This window comes from Paraperlucidibaca sp. (assembly GCF_982810325.1).
Genome location: NZ_CEYEMI010000011.1, coordinates 11,882 through 29,668, shown reverse-complemented (window position 1 = coordinate 29,668; position 17,787 = coordinate 11,882). Strand labels below are relative to the sequence as shown.

14 protein-coding genes are annotated in these 17,787 nt (G+C 55.1%); 2 read left to right on the top strand and 12 right to left on the bottom strand.

Annotation, left to right across the window (positions count from 1 at the left end; all coding sequences use genetic code 11):
• Positions 1-6 precede the first annotated feature (6 nt).
• From gcvPB to gcvT, 4 genes are all read right to left on the bottom strand, one after another.
• Positions 7-1,464, bottom strand: coding sequence for an aminomethyl-transferring glycine dehydrogenase subunit GcvPB (gene gcvPB, locus AC3DKE_RS05660; protein ID WP_340676002.1), 1,458 nt, complete (start codon positions 1,462-1,464; stop codon positions 7-9).
• Positions 1,465-1,469: 5 nt separating this feature from the next.
• Positions 1,470-2,828 (bottom strand): aminomethyl-transferring glycine dehydrogenase subunit GcvPA, encoded by a 1,359-nt coding sequence (gene gcvPA, locus AC3DKE_RS05655; RefSeq protein WP_340676001.1) that lies wholly within the window; start codon positions 2,826-2,828, stop codon positions 1,470-1,472.
• 86 nt (positions 2,829-2,914) lie between these two features.
• Complete coding sequence (gene gcvH / locus AC3DKE_RS05650; protein ID WP_340676000.1) at positions 2,915-3,298, bottom strand: glycine cleavage system protein GcvH; 384 nt, start codon at positions 3,296-3,298, stop codon at positions 2,915-2,917.
• A 48-nt stretch (positions 3,299-3,346) separates the two neighbouring features.
• A complete protein-coding gene (gene gcvT / locus AC3DKE_RS05645) occupies positions 3,347-4,435 on the bottom strand; it encodes a glycine cleavage system aminomethyltransferase GcvT (RefSeq protein WP_411729553.1) in 1,089 nt (362 codons plus the stop codon).
• Positions 4,436-4,717: 282 nt separating this feature from the next.
• Between gcvT and AC3DKE_RS05640 the strand changes: the two genes are divergently transcribed.
• On the top strand, positions 4,718-6,544 hold the full coding sequence (locus AC3DKE_RS05640; protein WP_340675998.1) for a phosphoenolpyruvate carboxykinase (GTP): 1,827 nt from the start codon (positions 4,718-4,720) through the stop codon (positions 6,542-6,544).
• A gap of 102 nt (positions 6,545-6,646) precedes the next feature.
• On the opposite strand, the gene AC3DKE_RS05635 is transcribed toward AC3DKE_RS05640, so the two are convergent.
• From AC3DKE_RS05635 to AC3DKE_RS05600, 8 genes are all read right to left on the bottom strand, one after another.
• The gene (locus AC3DKE_RS05635) at positions 6,647-7,126 is read right to left on the bottom strand and encodes a hypothetical protein (protein WP_487990200.1); all 480 of its coding nucleotides are present in this window, start codon (positions 7,124-7,126) and stop codon (positions 6,647-6,649) included.
• Positions 7,127-7,155: 29 nt separating this feature from the next.
• Positions 7,156-8,073 (bottom strand): oxygenase MpaB family protein, encoded by a 918-nt coding sequence (locus tag AC3DKE_RS05630; RefSeq protein WP_340675996.1) that lies wholly within the window; start codon positions 8,071-8,073, stop codon positions 7,156-7,158.
• Complete coding sequence (locus tag AC3DKE_RS05625; protein ID WP_487990199.1) at positions 8,070-9,647, bottom strand: alpha/beta hydrolase family protein; 1,578 nt, start codon at positions 9,645-9,647, stop codon at positions 8,070-8,072. Before AC3DKE_RS05625 ends, AC3DKE_RS05630 begins: the two co-directional genes overlap by 4 nt.
• Before the next feature lie 126 nt (positions 9,648-9,773).
• Positions 9,774-11,801, bottom strand: a complete 2,028-nt coding sequence (locus AC3DKE_RS05620) for an acetyl/propionyl/methylcrotonyl-CoA carboxylase subunit alpha (protein WP_487990198.1) — start codon at positions 11,799-11,801, stop codon at positions 9,774-9,776.
• The gene (locus AC3DKE_RS05615) at positions 11,798-12,694 is read right to left on the bottom strand and encodes an enoyl-CoA hydratase/isomerase family protein (RefSeq protein WP_487990197.1); all 897 of its coding nucleotides are present in this window, start codon (positions 12,692-12,694) and stop codon (positions 11,798-11,800) included. Before AC3DKE_RS05615 ends, AC3DKE_RS05620 begins: the two co-directional genes overlap by 4 nt.
• Positions 12,695-12,715: 21 nt before the next feature.
• Entirely contained in the window at positions 12,716-14,341 is a 1,626-nt protein-coding gene (locus tag AC3DKE_RS05610; protein ID WP_487990196.1) for an acyl-CoA carboxylase subunit beta, read from the bottom strand.
• Between the two features lie 44 nt (positions 14,342-14,385).
• Positions 14,386-16,206: an acyclic terpene utilization AtuA family protein gene (locus AC3DKE_RS05605; RefSeq protein ID WP_487990195.1), complete on the bottom strand. Its 1,821-nt coding sequence runs from the start codon at positions 16,204-16,206 to the stop codon at positions 14,386-14,388.
• A gap of 18 nt (positions 16,207-16,224) precedes the next feature.
• On the bottom strand, positions 16,225-17,388 hold the full coding sequence (locus AC3DKE_RS05600) for an isovaleryl-CoA dehydrogenase (RefSeq protein WP_487990194.1): 1,164 nt from the start codon (positions 17,386-17,388) through the stop codon (positions 16,225-16,227).
• A gap of 190 nt (positions 17,389-17,578) precedes the next feature.
• On the opposite strand from AC3DKE_RS05600, the gene AC3DKE_RS05595 reads away from it, so the two are divergent.
• Positions 17,579-17,787, top strand: a 209-nt coding sequence (locus tag AC3DKE_RS05595; protein ID WP_487990193.1) for an AraC family transcriptional regulator ligand-binding domain-containing protein, incomplete at its 3' end; no start/stop codon positions are given.

Genomic DNA, 17,787 nt, shown 5'->3' with positions numbered 1-17,787 from the left:
CAGTAGTTAAGCTTGCGGGCGCCAGACTAAGTCCAGCTCACGCGCGGCGCGCACATCATCAAGACGGCGCACTGGCATGGTATGTGGAGCATTACGCACCATCTCTGGTGTGGTTCGCGCCTCTTCCATGATTTTGATCAAGGCTTCAGCAAAGCCATCGAGCTCATCAGGCGACTCGGTTTCGGTCGGCTCAATGAGGAAGCACTCTGGAATTAGCAGCGGAAAGTAAGTCGTTGGCGCGTGGTAGCCATAGTCAAGCAAACGCTTGGCAATATCCATCGCGCTCACGCCTAACTCTTTGGCTTCTTTTGCAAAGCTGATGATGAACTCGTGCGAGGCACGGCGCTCAGGATAGGCGAGCTGGAAGCCAGCATCGGCCAAGCGCTTCATCAGGTAGTTGGCGTTGAGCGTGGAGTATTCACCAACGCGATGCAGACCTTCGCGGCCAAGCGCATAGGCATAGTAGGCCGCGCGCAGCAGCACGCCGGCGTTGCCCATATACGCCGATAAACGGCCGATGGTGCCGGGGATATCTTTTTCGGTAAGCCAGCGATAGCTACCGTCGTCATTTTTACCGGCAATCGGCGTTGGCATATATGGCAATAAACGTGCACTGACGCCGACTGGACCAGCACCTGGGCCGCCGCCGCCGTGTGGCGTGGCAAAGGTTTTGTGCAAGTTCATGTGCAGCACGTCAAAACCCATATCGCCGGGGCGAACTTTGCCCAAAATGGCATTGAGGTTGGCACCGTCGTAATACAGCAGGCCACCAGCAGTGTGTACGGCTTCGGCAATCTCTTTAATCTGCTGCTCAAACACACCACAAGTCGATGGGTTGGTCATCATCAGGCCTGCGGTTTGCGGGCCAACAGCGGCTTTCAAGGCTTCAAGATCAACGTCGCCATTGGCCAACACAGGAATCTCGCGGACTTTATAGCCGCACATCACGGCCGTTGCGGGGTTAGTGCCGTGTGCCGCTGCAGGGATGAGCATTTCAACGCGCTCAATGTCGTTGCGGGCTTCGTGGTAGGCACGAATCATCGCGACACCAGCAAATTCGCCCTGCGCACCAGCCATAGGCGTTAACGACACGCCTTTCATGCCGGTGACTTCCATCAGCGTTTCTTGCAAGTCATGCAGGCAAGCCAAATAGCCCTGCGAGTGTGACTCAGGCGCGAGTGGGTGGCGCTGCAAAAAGCCCGGCAACATGGCGGCGCGATGAGCACCGCGCGGGTTGTACTTCATCGTGCACGAACCCAGCGGGTAAAACATCGTGTCGATGGAAAAGTTCTTGCGCGATAAGTTGGTGTAATGACGCACCACTTGCAGCTCAGACACTTCCGGCAAAATCGCGCGCGTACGGCGGCGCAGTGACTCAGGAATAGCCGTTAAATCGGCGTGTTGCTGTGGCGCTTGCGAGGTAGCACGGCGGCCAGTTTCACCACGTTCAAAAATCAAAGTCATGGCGATTACTCCGAAGCCAAGGCGGCGCTAAGCGCTGCACGATAACGCGCCAAATCGGCGGCATTTTTCGTCTCCGTGGTACACACCACGATAGCCGAACCCAGTTCCGGATAATCTGCAGTCAAATCGACGCCGGCCAACACACCTTGCTCGGCCATCTTCGCCAAAACAGCTTCTGCGGGCTGATTCAAACGAATGACCTGCTCATGAAACACCGGCGCAGCAAACGCACGAGTAGCGCCAGCGGGCAAATCTGCCGTCAGCGACTGGATGTTTTGATGCGAGGCCAAAGCCACACGCTCCAAACCTTCAGCACCCAACAGGCTTAGGTAAATGGTCGCGGCAGTCATCGCCAAACCTTGGTTGGTGCAGATATTCGATGTCGCTTTGGCGCGGCGGATGTGTTGCTCGCGCGCCTGCAGCGTGAGGGCATAGCCAGGCTTGCCATCGAGATCGACGGTGCGGCCAATGATACGGCCAGGCATTTGGCGGATATGCGCCATTTTGCAGCACATAAAGCCGCAATACGGGCCGCCTGATGACAACGGAATACCAAAAGGCTGGGCTTCACCAACGACGATATCGACGCCAGTAGCGCCCCATTCGCCCGGCGGCGTGAACAAGGCCAGTGCCATCGGGTTCACCACAGCAATAACCAACATGCCCTGCGCCTGCGCCCAGTCGGTGAGCACATGCACGTCTTCCAGCACGCCAAAGAAGTTTGGTTGCGGAATCACTAGCGCGGCAAAATCTTCACCTTCATACGCTGCCAAAGAGGCTGGATCCATACGGCCTTGCGCATGGTCATAGTCGAGCTCGACCAGTTCAATGTCCTGACCTTCAACAATGGCGCGAGCAGCGGCGCGATACATTGGTGACACCGTGCGTGGCATCAAAATGCGGCGTGATTTCGAGCGCTTATTAGCGCGGATGGCCATCAGCACGGCTTCGGCCAGACCAGAAGCGCCGTCGTAGACCGAGGCGTTGCTAGCGTCCATGGCAGTGATGTGCGCCATCATCGATTGGAATTCGTAAATAACTTGCAGCGTGCCTTGCGATGCTTCGGCCTGATACGGCGTGTAGGCGGTCAAAAATTCGCCACGCGATGCCAAGTCCCATACCGCCGCTGGAATATGATGCTCATAGGCGCCAGCGCCCAAGAAGCAGAGCGCGCCAGCATCTTGCTCGCTACGCTCACGCATCATGCGCGTCACGTCCATTTCCGACAGGCCATCAGCAATGCCGGTTAGCGGGCCCGAGCGCAGCGCCTGCGGAATCTCATCAAACAAGGTGTCCAGCGACTCAGCACCTAAGGTGTCGAGCATGCGGCGCACATCACCAGCGGTATGCGGGATAAACGGCATCATTCACTCCAGCAGGCCGGCGTCGGCGCTGCATATTCAATAGCAAAAAGCCCTGAGCAAGCAGGGCCCAATGGTTTAGCGAAGAATCAGTGGTCTTGCTTTGCGGCGTATGCTTCAGCGCTGAGCAGCTCATCTAGCTCAGCGGCATCGCTAATTTTGATTTGATACAACCAGCCGCCAGTGTAGGGCTCGGTATTGACGATTTCTGGTGCATCAACCAAGGCTTCATTGATGGCAATGATTTCGCCCGATACTGGCGCGTAAATATCTGAGGCGGCCTTAACCGACTCCACCACACCGGCTTCTTGGCCAGCGCTGACTACATCGCCTACGGTTGGCAATTCAACGAAAACTAAGTCGCCGAGTGCATCTTGGGCGTGATCGGTGATACCGACGGTAACAACATCACCATCTAAGCGAGCCCATTCGTGGCTAGCGGCGTATTTCAATTCAGCAGGTAATTGGCTCATGGAATCTCTCATGCGGCAGAAGCCGACTCAATAGGTTTTAAAAAAAGCTTAAACGATCGCAGCGCCGCGGCGCACGAACATGGGTTTCACAATACGCACAGGCAATAACTTCCCGCGTACATCGACATGGGCTTGCGTGGCATCTGTCAGGGGAATGCGGGCAAACGCGATGGATTGCTGCAGCGTTGGCGAGAAGGTGCCAGACGTGGTTTCACCATCCGCCACGCCTTCAATTATCACGCGCATATGTGAGCGCAACACGCCCTTACCTTCGAGCACGAGGCCAACAAGCTGATGAGTAACGCCAGCATCACGCTCCGCAACTAGCGCATCTTTGCCAATAAAGTCATGCGCCCAATCAATGCTCCACGCCACACAGGAGCTCAGTGGCGATTCGTTTTCGCTTAGGTCATTACCGTAAAGCGGCATGCCTGCTTCTAGACGCAAAGTATCGCGTGCGCCTAGGCCGCAAGGCGCAACGCCGGCATCGAGCAGCTGTTGCCAAAATGCTTCTGACTGCTCATTGGGCAGCATGATTTCTAGGCCGTCTTCACCGGTGTAGCCGGTACGCGCGACAAACCAGTCATCGCCTAAGTCTACGCCCTGAAACAGGGCGAGCTCGGCAATGCGCTGGGCACGAGCCTCGCCGAGCAGACGCTCAACGGTGGCGCGAGCATTCGGGCCTTGCACGGCAATCATGGCAAGATCGGTGCGCTCTTTTAGGCTGATGCGAAAGCTTGCGGCTTGGCGTTGCATCCACGCGATGTCTTTGTCGTGAGTGCCGCAATTAACGATGACGCGCCAGAGTTCTGGCTGTTCAGGTGTGGGCGCATAGACAATGAGGTCGTCGAGCACGCAGCCAGCATCATTGAGCATGACCGAATAAATGGCCTTGCCCGGCAATTTGAGTTTGGCGACATTATTGGCTAAAAGCTTCTGCAAATACGCCACGGCGTCGGGGCCAGTGAGGTCGATAAAAGTCATGTGTGAGACATCAAACATGCCTTGATCACGGCGCACAGCATGATGCTCATCGATCACCGAGCTATATTGCACGGGCATATCCCAGCCGCCAAAATCTACTAGGCGGGCACCGAGCGCGACATGTGCTTGATACAACGACGTGCGCTGACCCATCACTAACTCCTTGTATTTAGCTGCTAATGAAATAGCGCGTGAAATAACGTGGCGCATTTTACTCGCAGATGGCCTTCGCTGGCCATGAGCTGCGAAAATTCATTTTTTTCAGCAGGCCATTTGGCCTAGCTTGCAGCTGCTGCCTATCTTTTTACGCCCCACGCTTGTGCAATTTCGCATATAATCTGCTCGAACTGCCGCTATCTCTGTGCTAATTCATTGAATTTGCTGTGATCTACTAGCTCAGCTGCGGCTGCCATTCCCCTGTCCTTGAGAGTTGTCATGACACACGTCGCCATAAATGCCCCCGCCTACGTCAAACACGCACGCCTGGTGGCGTGGGTCACTGAAATGGCGGCTCTCTGCAAGCCTGCCGCTATTCATTGGTGCGATGGCACCGACGCCGAATACGATGCTCTCTGCGAATCCTTAGTCGCCGCCGGCAGCTTCAAGCGACTTAATGCCGAAAAACGCCCCAACTCTTATTTAGCCTGGACCGACCCATCCGACGTCGCCCGCGTTGAAGATCGCACCTTCATTTGCTCCGAGAAAAAAGAAGACGCCGGCCCAACCAATAACTGGAAAGCGCCAACTGAAATGCGCGCCATTCTGAACCCATTATTTGATGGCTGTATGGCTGGCCGCACCATGTACGTAGTGCCATTCTCCATGGGCCCATTAGGCTCACCGATTGCCCACATTGGCATTGAGCTTTCCGACAGCGCCTATGTTGCCGTGAATATGCAGAAAATGACCCGCATGGGCCGCCCTGTGTTTGATGTGCTCGGCGCCGATGGCGATTTCGTACCTTGCATGCACACTGTTGGCGCTCCTTTGCAGCCTGGTCAAGCCGACGTAGCTTGGCCATGCAACCCAACTGAAAAATACATTGTGCATTACCCCGAGACTCGCGAAATCTGGTCTTACGGCTCTGGCTACGGCGGCAACGCCCTGCTTGGCAAAAAATGCTTCGCGTTGCGCATCGCCTCCACCATGGGCCGCGACGAAGGCTGGCTAGCCGAGCACATGCTCATCCTTGGCGTGACCAATCCACAAGGCAAAAAATATCACGTGGCCGCTGCTTTCCCATCGGCCTGTGGCAAAACCAACTTCGCCATGCTGATTGCACCAGCAGGCATGCCTGGCTGGGACGTCACCACTATTGGCGACGACATTGCTTGGATCAAACCAGATGCCAAGGGCCAGCTCCGCGCTATCAACCCAGAAGCCGGTTACTTTGGTGTTGCTCCCGGCACCAATATGAAAACCAACCCAAACTGTATGCTGTCGCTGAACAAAGACGTGATTTTCACCAACGTCGCGCTCACCGATGACGGCGATGTTTGGTGGGAAGGTTTGGGCGCCGCTCCAGCGCATTTGGTTGACTGGCAGGGCAATGACTGGACGCCAGATTGCGGCCGCAAAGCTGCGCATCCGAACTCACGCTTCACAGTCTCCGCAATTAACAACCCTGCGCTCGATAGCGAATGGGATAACCCCGATGGCGTTGTTATTGATGCCTTTATTTTCGGTGGTCGTCGCGCCAACACCATGCCGCTCGTGACTGAAGCACGCAACTGGGTTGAGGGCGTTTATATGGCCGCTACCATGGGCTCAGAAACAACGGCTGCTGCGTTTGGCGCTCAAGGCGTTGTCCGCCGCGACCCATTCGCCATGCTGCCATTCGCCGGCTACAACATGAGCGACTACTTCCAACATTGGTTAAACCTTGGTGCCAAGCTTGAAGCCGCCGGCGCTAAGCTGCCGCGCATCTACAAGACCAACTGGTTCCGTAAAGATGCTGACGGTCAGTTCATCTGGCCAGGCTTTGGCGAAAACACGCGCATTCTGAAATGGATGATCGATCGCATCGAAGAAGAAGCTGAAGGCACAGAACATGCCATGGGCATCAGCCCACGCTACCAAGACATTCGCTGGAATGGCCTAGACTTTGCTCAACCGCTATTTGAGCAAGTTATCAGCCTCGACAAAGCGGACTGGGATATCGAAATCAAGCTGCATGAAGAGCTGTTTGAAAAGCTTGCGCACAACTTGCCAAAAGAATTGGTAGAAGCGAAAGATCGCTTGATTGAACGCTTAAAAGCATAAGCTTCGTCACCCCACAGCGGCGCTTTATATCGCTATGGTGTGACGATGTGTTTAAACAAAAAGGCCTGCTAATGCAGGCCTTTTTCATTGCTAAATAAAAGCTTAGCTTGGAGGATCAACTCGCGAACTAATCACCTCGCCTTCTAGCGTACGACCACTCGCGGGCTGCTTTGGGCGGCGATTGGTATAAGTAGGCTCATCTTCCGATTGAGTTGCCGAACCAGCGCTATAGCGCTCTTGTTGAGCACGCTGGCCCTTCGCCCAACGAAACGCCTGCCGCACTTCCGGTTTGCGCCAAGCCATAAAGCCTGCCGCGCCAATGCCGAGCAGCGCCGCAATAGATAACACCAGCCCGGGCAAAAACACGAGCACTGCCACCCAAATTGGCCAGCCCCAAACTTGCACAGCGCCGATGCAGCCTAAAATAGTGGCAACCAATGGAAAATATAGCGAGCCCAGCACAGCGGTAATACCCGCCATTAACGAGCCCCAATGCAGCTCGCCAACCAACCACGCGCTCACTGCAGCAACGCGTAAGATTAATAAAACGATGGCAATGGGATGTAGCGATACGCTGCGCATGGATGCGCTCCGATTTGCTCTAAACCGACTTAGTCTACCGCATTGTCTACAGCGCGCGCTTCACGGCGCTGCAAGTGCACAGGCTGTAATTGCTCGATCTCGTATTGATTGCCTGGGTAGGTACGGTTGAGCGTACTTTTTACCGATTGTGGATAGGCACCAATGGCCCAAACCTTGCGTACTTTGCCAAGCAACTTCAAATTACTGCGCACCATCGTGGCGAAAGCTTTTGATGGACGTTGTTGGCTCACGGCGGCGATGAAGCGATCATCTTCCATCAGGCTATAGACCGACGGATTAACAAGCCCACGCAGCGGCTTAGGCAGCCAGTTTTCCATGATGCGTACGGTCGCAGCGGCTACGCGTGCGGAGGCCGTATTGGGCACCATGTGTTGCTGGCAGTAGGCATCAACAGCAGCATCAAGCTCGGCTTTGGTAGCGGGTAAATTTGTCAGACCCATGCGCTCACCAATACCTATCCAAAAGTTAAACCATGCTTGCTGCTCGTGCGCTGTCATGGCGCGGCGTGCGTAATTAGCCATCCATTCGATGGGGAAATCGATGAAGGTCCAGAGCACAAAATGAAAATCGTCTTGCGGAATGCGGTAATTGCTGTGCGTTTTATTCATGCGTTCTAAGGCACGAGCACCCTCGCCGTGCTCCCAGCCCGTATCCATAAAATGGGCGATGAGTAAGCGCGTGTCGTCATAGCGCTTTTGCCCATGAGCCTCAAACTCACCGGTTTTATCGAGCAGGCTGGCTACTGTGTCGCTGCCGTAAGTGTAAAAAAGTGCGACCTCTAGCGAGCGCGTCAGATCCCATGAAAACTCATAGGCTGTGAGCAAATGAGCAATACGCTGGCAGTCTTTTTTTGCATCTAAACTGGCAATCTCAGCGGCAACAGCGGGATTATTCATAAAACCAAAGCGCTTGCCATACGTCTTCATGGCGCACAGCCCTCTAGTAAGTTTTCGCAATGCACGCGCTGGCCCGATTTAGCCGGATAATCCCGAGCCGATCGTGAATAAAAGCTTAAGCGTTCATTGAAGCTCTGGCTTTGCAAGCGCGCATCGGCGTCAGAAAATCCCGCCTCGCCACTGCGCTTTAGCCAGCGATCTAGCCAAGCCATGCTAAAGAACTCAGCCATCGGCCGACCCCAGCCACCAACACACTTGTTATCGACAACCTCGGGGCACCACGACGTCGCCGGGAATAGCGGAATCAATGACCACTCATAGTGCGTTGAGCCACGAATAGTGAACTCATACACCGGCACACTCGCTGCCTGCCAAGCGCGGAATGGGCCGAGTTTCTCTGCAGGATCAGGAGTTTGCAAGTTGGGCATAGGCGCAAGACCGTACTCACTGTTTTGCCCCATGCTAGGCACGCGCGGCACCACAGGCGGCCGCTCGCTCATGCTTGGAATAAAGCCTCCACCATCAGCGCCTGGCGTAGCCAGACCATCCCATGCAACAACTGCATCGACAGGATTTTCGGCGTCCATGAGGCCGGGCCATGGATCAGCACCCGTGGCTCCGTATGACTGCACAACGCTGACCCCTGTACCACCCAAAGAGTGCCCAACGATGCCTAAGCGGTCTTTATCTTGTACGGCGTATTGTGGGTTGAACGCCGTCACCGCCGAAGGATAGCTAGCTTGGCATGTCGCGTTATGCGGATATGGCTGCTCTGGTGTGGAGCGGAAAAAATCGATGGCATCAACCAAGCCTTCCCAAAATACGGCGGGATTGATATTCGTGCCCTGACCAAATGCCGGTGTTTGCTGGTCAGACCGGCCTTGGCCACGCGGATCAAATGTCATTACCGCGTAACCGCTACGAACCAAGGCTTGCGCCATCCACCAGTAAAGTGGCTCGGGTGCCTGCACAGAGCCATTCTCAATAACTACAGTCGGTAATAGCTTGCCATTGCTGTTAATTGGACGCCAAACACGACCAGACAAACGCGCACAGTCACGATCATAGAAGTCGATCTTCTCTACAACGGCTTCATTTTTATAAAACGGATCGATGTCGGGATAGCGAAACGGGTCGCCTGAGCAAGGCAATGCATACGTTGCACATAAAGGCGTAAACGGCGTATTAAGCGACACACTCATTGGCGGACTAAGCAGCAGTCGGCTCGGGTCGCTGAGGCCACGCGTCATGTAATCAGCGGTGTTGGCTAGCCCTAACTCAAGTAAGCGCTGAACAAAGATAGGATTGCTTAACTCTTCGCGAGGCGCTTCGCTTACTCGTGCAAAGTTCTTTGCCTCACAGGCGGCAAACTCGGCTGATGGTGAAGAGTAGCTGCCACATTTCGGGTCATCGGGCACGCCACCGGCGACATCACCCAAGACACCGCCAACTAATGGAATGGCACTTAGTGCTGCGAGCGGTGAAGTGTCTTCTTTGGCGGCTTCGGGGTTTTGTGTCGCAATAGCGTTTGAATCTGATGAGCCGCCGCAGGCGGCTAGCGCTGCACTGAGCGCCAAAATAACGAATGCTGGGGTGCTACGCATAGCAAACTACTCTTATTATTCTTTGGATCGAACATAAGTTGTATTTATGCAGATTGCAACAGCGTAGCTTGAGCCGTGCTTCTATATTTTAATAGCATTAGCACGGCGACAAGCGCTTCGATATTTCTACTCGGCAGGCACCTCATCAGGCGTGATTTGAACAATCAGCTGCCGCAATGCGACCTGCGCGCCGACACCGGCATTCACTAGCTCCACCGTGCCCGCTACCGGCGCTTGTAGGCGGAATTCCATTTTCATGGCTTCTAGTACTAAAAGCAGCTCACCTTTGGCGACGACTTGGCCGGGAACAACAGAGACCGTCATCACCTTGCCGTCGATAGGCGCCAGAATGCGACCATCGCTGCCCGCTTCAGCACCTTGCTCAGGTTGATACGTCACATCTTCATAGCAAGCGGTGCAGGTCGGCGTGGATAGCCAAAGCTGGCTGCCATTGCGAGCAAAATGCGCCTGCAAGCGGCGACCTTCAGAAACATAGCTCACGCGCGAACCATCGATGCTGAGCAAGCGCACTGAGCGCGCGGCCTCATCTTCCTCTTCTTGCGTGGTGATGATGTCAGTGCGGTATTCGCGATTGGGCAGGCACTCAACTTCGAGCACAGCGGTTTTTTCGCCACGCGCGAGCTTCATCACCAGCGGTGCGGTGTTGGCACTATGCCAGCTCAGTAAACTGGCATCGAGATCGTTGGCTTTTTGCAGCGCCAGTGCATCGCTCTCAACCATCAACGCAGCGGCTAAAGCTTGATGCACATGGTCAGGCTCGCCTAAGGCTTTGATGCGCTCAGCGGGGTATTGGTCAGCAATAAATCCGGTGGTCACGCCCGGGCCTTGAAACTCAGGCTGCGATAACAGCTCGATGAGAAAATCGCGGTTACTCGCCAAACCCAGCAGTGCGGTATCACCAAGCATGGCAATGAGCTTTTGGATGGCTTGCAAGCGCGTTTCGCCCCAAGCCATGAGCTTGCCTTGCAGCGAGTCATAAAATGGCGAGATAACACCACCTTCAATCAGGCAATGATCAGCGCGCAAGCCATCGCCAGAGGGCGTATGCCAGGTTAATACGCGACCAGTTTGCGGCAAGAAACCCGCGGCCGGATCTTCGGCGCACAGACGCACTTCGATGGCGTGACCGTGGCGACGGGCATCAATCTCAGCCTGCGTCATCGGCAGCGGATCGCCATTGGCCACCATGAGCTGCCAGGCCACTAAATCAACGTCATGAATCATTTCGGTGACGGGGTGCTCAACCTGCAAGCGCGTGTTCATCTCAAGAAAATAGAACTCGCCATTGGCCGCGAGCATAAACTCCACCGTGCCCGCGCCGACATAATTCACAGCCTTAGCGGCGGCAACGGCAGCCTCGCCCATACGTGCACGTAACTCGCTGCTAACCGCAGGCGATGGCGCCTCTTCAATAACTTTTTGATTGCGGCGTTGCACTGAGCAATCGCGCTCGCCTAAGTGCACTACCGTGCCGTGGCGATCACCAAAAATCTGGATTTCGACATGGCGAGCATTGAGAACAGCCTTCTCGATAAGCAGCTGGCCATCGCCAAAGGCGTTAGTGGCTTCACTACGCGCCGACTGGATCGCCGCTTTTAATTCCGACTCCTCATGCACCAAACGCATGCCGCGGCCACCGCCACCGGAAGCAGCTTTGACCATCACCGGCAGCCCGACTTTGATGGCCTCAGCCACCAGCAAATCATCTTCTTGGCCAGCGCCTTGATAACCTGGAACGCACGGCACATTGGCGGCAATCATGCGCACTTTCGACGCGCTTTTATTGCCCATGGCTTCGATGGCATCGGGATCTGGCCCGATAAACACAAGGCCAGCATCTTGCACGGCTTGCGCGAAATCGTGGCGCTCCGACAAAAAGCCATAGCCAGGATGAATCGCGCCAGCGCCAGAGGCTTTTGCCGCTTCAATCAATTTCTCAATGGACAAATACGACTCGCCCACCGGGCCAGGACCAATACGCACGGCGGTATCGGCTTCTAGCACATGGCGCGCCTGCGCATCGGCATCGCTATAAACCGCGACTGTTGTGTAGCCTTGGCGGCGGCAGCCACGAATAATGCGTGCGGCAATCTCGCCACGGTTGGCAATTAATACGGTATCAAAGCGGCTCATTGTGCCGTCTCCTGAACATTCTTTTCTGTGATGTCTTGAGTGATAGCGGCTTGCGCCTGCGCCACATCATCGGCCGTAAAGGTATGAGCCCAGTTGGCTTGGCGCTTTTGCAAAAAGGCGCCAATACCCTCCGGCGCCTCCGGGCTGCGCACGCAAGCGGCGAAATGCATCGCGGCGTTATCCAGCACTTCATCGGGGTCAATATGACCGACGCTGAGCAAAATCTCTTTGGTACGCGCATTCGCTGCTGGAGCGCAGCGCAATACTTGATTTAGCGTATCGGCGAGCAAGATATTGAGCGCGGCTTCATCGGCAAATACGTCGTGGACAAGACCGTAGCGCAACGCCGCATCGCCATTAAACTGTGCGCTGGTTAAGCACAAACGGCGCGCTTGCGTGAGCCCAATGCGCTGCACCACAAAGGGCGCGATTTGCGCGGGCGGCAAGCCACGTGATGTCTCTGGCATGCCGAACTTGGTCGCTTGATGTGCAAGGGCAATATCTGACACGCAAGCCAGACCAAAGCCACCGCCCAGCACGCCGCCTTCGAGCACAGTAATCAGTACTTGCGGGATGCGCTCAGCCACGCGCAGCATCTCGCCAAAAGCGCGATTCATGGTCACTACAGGGTCTTTTTCACCGGCGACTACCGGCTTTTGCGCATCGCCAAAAACGCCTTTTAAGTCAGCACCAGCGCAGAAGTGGCCACCGTGACCGCGCATCAGTACCACGCGTAAATCATCGCGGGTCTTTAAGTGCTCAAACAACGCGATAAGCTCGGCAAGCATCTCCACAGTGAGTGCATTTCGTGCATCAGGACGGTTTAGCGTAACGCGCAAAATGCCGGCGCTTTCATCATGGCTAAGATGTAAAAATTGGCAGCTAGGTAACATAAATTTCTCCTTCTCAGCGCCTTAGAAACGGGCAACGCCAAAGCTATTAGGGCGCAACTCACGACGCTGAGACTCGCGGCACACCGACAAGGTCAATGCTAGGGCGCGGCGGCTGTCGCGCGGATCAATAATGCCGTCGTCGAACAGACGCGCAGAGGCTGCAAATGGATGCGAATCTTCGTCAAATTTATTAATGATTTGCATCTCCAGCATTTTCAACATGCCCTCTTCCTGCTCACCAATTTCCTTGCCTTGCTTGATCCATTTTTCACGCGTGATGATCGACATTACTTTTGCAGCTTGCTCGCCACCCATCACGGCCGTGCGCGAATTGGGCCATGCGAAAATGAAGTGAGGGCCAAAGCCGCGACCACACATGCCGTAGTTGCCAGCCCCAAAGCTGCCACCCATCACCAGCGTGATTTGCGGCACGGTGGCATTGGCCACGGCCTGAATCATTTTCGAGCCATGCTTAACAATGCCGCCCTGCTCTGAGGCCGTGCCGACCATATAGCCGGTGGTGTTCATCAGATAAATAATCGGCACATTGGCATGGCAGCAAAGCTGAATAAACTGCCCAGCCTTGGTCGCGCCTGCGGTGGTGATCGGGCCGTTATTGGAAATAATGCCAACCGCATGACCATCAATCACGGCTCGGCCACAGACGGTTTGCTTGTCGTATTCGGACTTAAATTCAAGAAACTCGGAGTCATCAACCAAGCGAGCGATGACTTCGCGGCAATCGAACGGTTTGCGGTAATCGCTAGAGACCACGCCGCAGAGCTCATCGATGTCATAGCGCGGTGCTTTAGCAGCTAAGCGTGGCACATCGGGTTTGTCGGCATTCCAATGCAGGCCACGGACAATTTCCCGCGCAATACGAATACCGTCAGCATCGCTCTCAGCCAAAAATTCTGCCGTCCCAGCTTGTTGGGTGTGCATCTCGGCGCCACCCAAATCTTCGTCGATAGCGATCTCACCAGTCGCCGCCAACAGCAATGGTGGGCCGGCCAAAAATACTTTAGCTTTCTTGCGCACCATCACCACGTAGTCCGACAGACCAGGCATATACGCACCGCCGGCGGTTGACGAGCCATGCACCACAGTGACTTGCGGAATGCCTGCCGCCGACAAACGCGCTTGGTTGGCGAAGGTTTTACCACCCGGGATAAACAGCTCAGCCTGATACATCAGGTTGGCACCGCCAGACTCAATGAGGGAGACCACTGGTAGCTTTTGCTGCAGAGCAATTTCTTGCAAGCGTAAGGTTTTTTGCACGCCAAATGGCGTCATGGTGCCGCCTTTGATGGCGCTGTTTGACGCCACGATCAGGCAGCGCACGCCTTCTACATAACCAATGCCAGCGATGGTATTGCCGCCCGCCAGCGAGCCGTCTTTATCGTCATGCATTTTGTAGCCGCAAAGCGTCGACAATTCCATAAATGGCGAGCCACGATCTAGCAGTAAATGCACACGTTCGCGCGGCAGCATCTGCCCGCGCTTATGGTATTTCGCACGGGCCTTTTCTTCGGTGGCAATCACCGAGCTTTCGACTGCACGTAAGGCATTGATGGCATCAAACATGCCTTCTCGATTGGCCTTGAAGGTGTCGTCTTGCGGGTTAATTCGCGATTCTAAAATAGTCATAAATAATCTCTTCTGTCAGTGCCGCCAGTGCTTTTAAAAAGCGCTCAGCCGCTCACAGGCTCATTGATCGTTGGCAAGCTAGCAGCCAACTCGGCTGGCACGGCAATGTCGTAGTCGAGCAGCATTTGCGCAAAGCATTTGCCCTGCGGATCAGTACGCAATGAGGCGATACCACCGCCACCCAAGGCATGCTTGAGCAGGAAGTTCATGCTGTTGCTAGCCGGCAAATCCCAGCGCGACACGGTGCTATTAGCAGCCAACGTGTGGGTAAAATACTTAGAAACATTAGCCTCGGTGAGCGTCGCACGCAGGTACTTCACATACTCTGGTTTGCGCGCCATGACGCCGATATTGCCGTGATCGCCCTTATCGCCGCTGCGAGCAACCGCTAAGCGAATCAGTGGCACTTTCACAGCGTCTGTCGTGGCAGCCCACACCTCACCAGCGGCTTGTGGCGCGAGCTGGCTCGCATCAAATGGCAGGCCTTCTTCGACCACAATCGGAGTGCGCACGCCTTCAAAATCTACGGTAATAGTGACATCACGCTTCGGCACTTTGCATGACCATAGCTGCACCACCGGCTGCACGCTGGGGCGGCCGCCGAAATATCCGGTAAGGCCAGGCGCCATGCCAGTTGCAGCTTGTGCCAATTCTTTTGAGAACAACACTAAGGCTGCTTTCTCTTTGTGCTTAGCGGCAATTTTCACAATGACTTCACGCGTGGCCAATGCGCCTTCGCGCGCGTTAGCGCCATACATCGACTCAGCACCCAGCAGCTCTACCGATGTTTCGGTGAAAGGACCCCAGCCTTTGCTGGAAAATAGCGCTTCACACTTTTTAATTAATGCGTCAGCAACACGCTGAGCTTTGGCTGGCGCTTCGCGACCACCCATTAAAAAGGTTGAAGTGATGCGATTACCACGTGGCGTAGTACCAGAAACTTTATACGTGTCTGGCGGCGCATAGCCGGTAGCGCCTTCGATCAAGACAGAGTCTTTGCCGACTTGGCTGAGGCGTGCGGTGGTGAAGTCGCAGCGCACATCGGGCAATAAATACGCGCGCGGGTCGCCAATCTCATAAAGCATTTGCTCACCGACGGTGCCGAGCGTGACGGCACCGCCAGTGCCTTCGGGCTTACCGACGAGGAATGAGCCATCTTCGCGTACGTCGACAAAGGGGAAGCCCATGTTTTCGTAGCCATTGGAGACGGTTTGCCAATCAGTAAAGTTGCCGCCAGTGCATTGCGCGCCACATTCGATGATATGACCGGCAAGCGAGCCTTGTGACAATTTGTCGTAGTCGGTGGCAGTCCAGCCGAACTCATACATCATTGGCCCTAGCGTGACCGCGCTGTCGACACCACGACCGGTGATAACGACATCGGCGCCTTGGCGCAGCGCTTCGGCAATGGCTGGCGCGCCGAGGTAAGCGTTCATGCTCACCAACATGCCGGGGAAAGCCGAGCCAGTTTCCATCTCAGTAATGCCAGCTTCGCGGAACTCGCCTTGGCGCGCGGTTAGGTCATCACCCTCAACTACGGCAATGCGCAGCTCAATACCAACACTTGTCGCTGCAGCTACTAAGGCATCACGGCAAGCACCGACATTCATGCCACCTGCATTGCTGATGACTTTAATACCCTGCGCTTTAACCTGCGTCAGTAATGGCGTCATCACTTCAACAAAATCGCGCGCATAACCCTGTGCTGGGTCTTTCATGCGCTGCACAGCCAAAATCGACATGGTGACTTCGGCCAAATAATCGAACACCAAATAATCGAGTTTGCCGTGGCTTACAAGCTGTTCAGCAGCCGTGGAGGTATCACCCCAAAACGCCGAGGCACAACCGATACGAATAGATTTCATGGCAATCTCCGACTGCAATTAAAGAGTTTCGGCAAAAAGTTCGCGGCCGATGAGCATGCGGCGAATCTCAGAAGTTCCTGCACCAATTTCATAAAGCTTGGCATCGCGCCAGAAGCGGCCGCAGGGGTTTTCGTTCATATAGCCATTGCCGCCTAAGCATTGAATAGCTTGGCCGGCCATCCAAGTGGCCTGCTCAGCGGTGTACAAAATCACGCCAGCGGCATCTTTACGCGTGGTCTCGCCACGGTCGCAGGCTTTCGCCACGCTGTAGAGATAGGCTTTGCTGGTGCTGAGCGCAACATACATATCGGCGAGTTTGCCCTGCATGAGCTGAAACTCGCCAATGGACTGACCAAATTGTTTGCGGTCATGAAGGTAGGGTAGTACCACATCAAGGCATGCTTGCATCAGGCCAACAGGGCCGCCAGCAAGCACAACGCGCTCGAAGTCGAGACCAGACATCAGGACATTGACGCCGCGACCGACGCTGCCCAGCACATTTCCCACTGGCACCTTGCAATCTTGGAACACTAACTCGCAGGTGTTAGAGCCGCGCATGCCGAGCTTGTCGAGCTTCTGCGCCGTGCTAAAGCCGGGCATGCTTTTTTCGATGATGAACGCTGTGATGCCGCGTGAGCCGGCACTAACGTCGGTTTTCGCATACACCACCAAGACATCGGCATCGGGGCCGTTGGTGATCCACATCTTGTTGCCGTTTAGTACGTAATGATCGCCGTGCAGATCAGCGCGCAACTTCATGCTCACCACATCCGAACCAGCATTAGGCTCAGACATCGCCAAGGCGCCGACATGCTCACCGCTGATGAGCTTGGGCAGGTATTTTTGCTGCTGCTCGCGTGAGCCATTCTTGGTTAATTGGTTCACGCAAAGATTGGAGTGTGCGCCATACGACAGACCAATCGAGGCTGAAGCGCGACTGATCTCTTCTACCACCACGGTGTGGGCCAAATAACCAAGACCTGCACCGCCAAACTCTTCCGGTGCGGTGATGCCGAGCAAGCCCATATCGCCGAGCTTGCGCCATAGCGGCATAGGGAATTCATTGTCACGATCGACGGCGTCGGCAAGCGGCCGAATCTCCGCGTCGACAAACTGACGCACGCTGTCACGTAGAGCATCGATGGTGTCGCCGAGATCATGATTTAGGGTTGGATAATGCATAGCACACCTTTTTGCAGGCTGAATTGAACGTCTGCGAGTGTGGCTAGCTTAGAGCCTTGGGGCAATGTGAAAAGCGGCTAGAAAATTGATAAATTCGGACACATATTGGCTATAAAACCGCTATCATCCCGATCTATAGCTTTTTTTACTTGTAAATTGGGACACGATACGCCGTGCTCAAGAGGCCGCTATGAACCCCTTGCATCAGACCATTTCCGGCCACGTCGTGCCAGCCATGCTGCAACACGCCATCAATTCCGGACTCGATCCTGAGCTTTTATTGCAAGAGGCCGGCATTCCCAGCCATTGGCTAGAGGACACCAGCGGCCGCCTACTTCCGCTGCAATTCGCCAATCTCATGCGCGCTCTGTGGCGCTGCAGCAATGATGAGTTTATGGG

Bases quoted from the DNA above. Each gene is read 5' to 3' on its own strand.
- gcvPB (WP_340676002.1), bottom strand. From the start codon at position 1,464: ATGACTTTGATTTTTGAACGTGGTGAAACTGGCCGCCGTGCTACCTCG.
- gcvPA (WP_340676001.1), bottom strand. From the start codon at position 2,828: ATGCCGTTTATCCCGCATACCGCTGGTGATGTGCGCCGCATGCTCGAC.
- gcvH (WP_340676000.1), bottom strand. From the start codon at position 3,298: ATGAGCCAATTACCTGCTGAATTGAAATACGCCGCTAGCCACGAATGG.
- gcvT (WP_411729553.1), bottom strand. From the start codon at position 4,435: ATGGGTCAGCGCACGTCGTTGTATCAAGCACATGTCGCGCTCGGTGCC.
- AC3DKE_RS05640 (WP_340675998.1), top strand. From the start codon at position 4,718: ATGACACACGTCGCCATAAATGCCCCCGCCTACGTCAAACACGCACGC.
- AC3DKE_RS05635 (WP_487990200.1), bottom strand. From the start codon at position 7,126: ATGCGCAGCGTATCGCTACATCCCATTGCCATCGTTTTATTAATCTTA.
- AC3DKE_RS05630 (WP_340675996.1), bottom strand. From the start codon at position 8,073: ATGAAGACGTATGGCAAGCGCTTTGGTTTTATGAATAATCCCGCTGTT.
- AC3DKE_RS05625 (WP_487990199.1), bottom strand. From the start codon at position 9,647: ATGCGTAGCACCCCAGCATTCGTTATTTTGGCGCTCAGTGCAGCGCTA.
- AC3DKE_RS05620 (WP_487990198.1), bottom strand. From the start codon at position 11,801: ATGAGCCGCTTTGATACCGTATTAATTGCCAACCGTGGCGAGATTGCC.
- AC3DKE_RS05615 (WP_487990197.1), bottom strand. From the start codon at position 12,694: ATGTTACCTAGCTGCCAATTTTTACATCTTAGCCATGATGAAAGCGCC.
- AC3DKE_RS05610 (WP_487990196.1), bottom strand. From the start codon at position 14,341: ATGACTATTTTAGAATCGCGAATTAACCCGCAAGACGACACCTTCAAG.
- AC3DKE_RS05605 (WP_487990195.1), bottom strand. From the start codon at position 16,206: ATGAAATCTATTCGTATCGGTTGTGCCTCGGCGTTTTGGGGTGATACC.
- AC3DKE_RS05600 (WP_487990194.1), bottom strand. From the start codon at position 17,388: ATGCATTATCCAACCCTAAATCATGATCTCGGCGACACCATCGATGCT.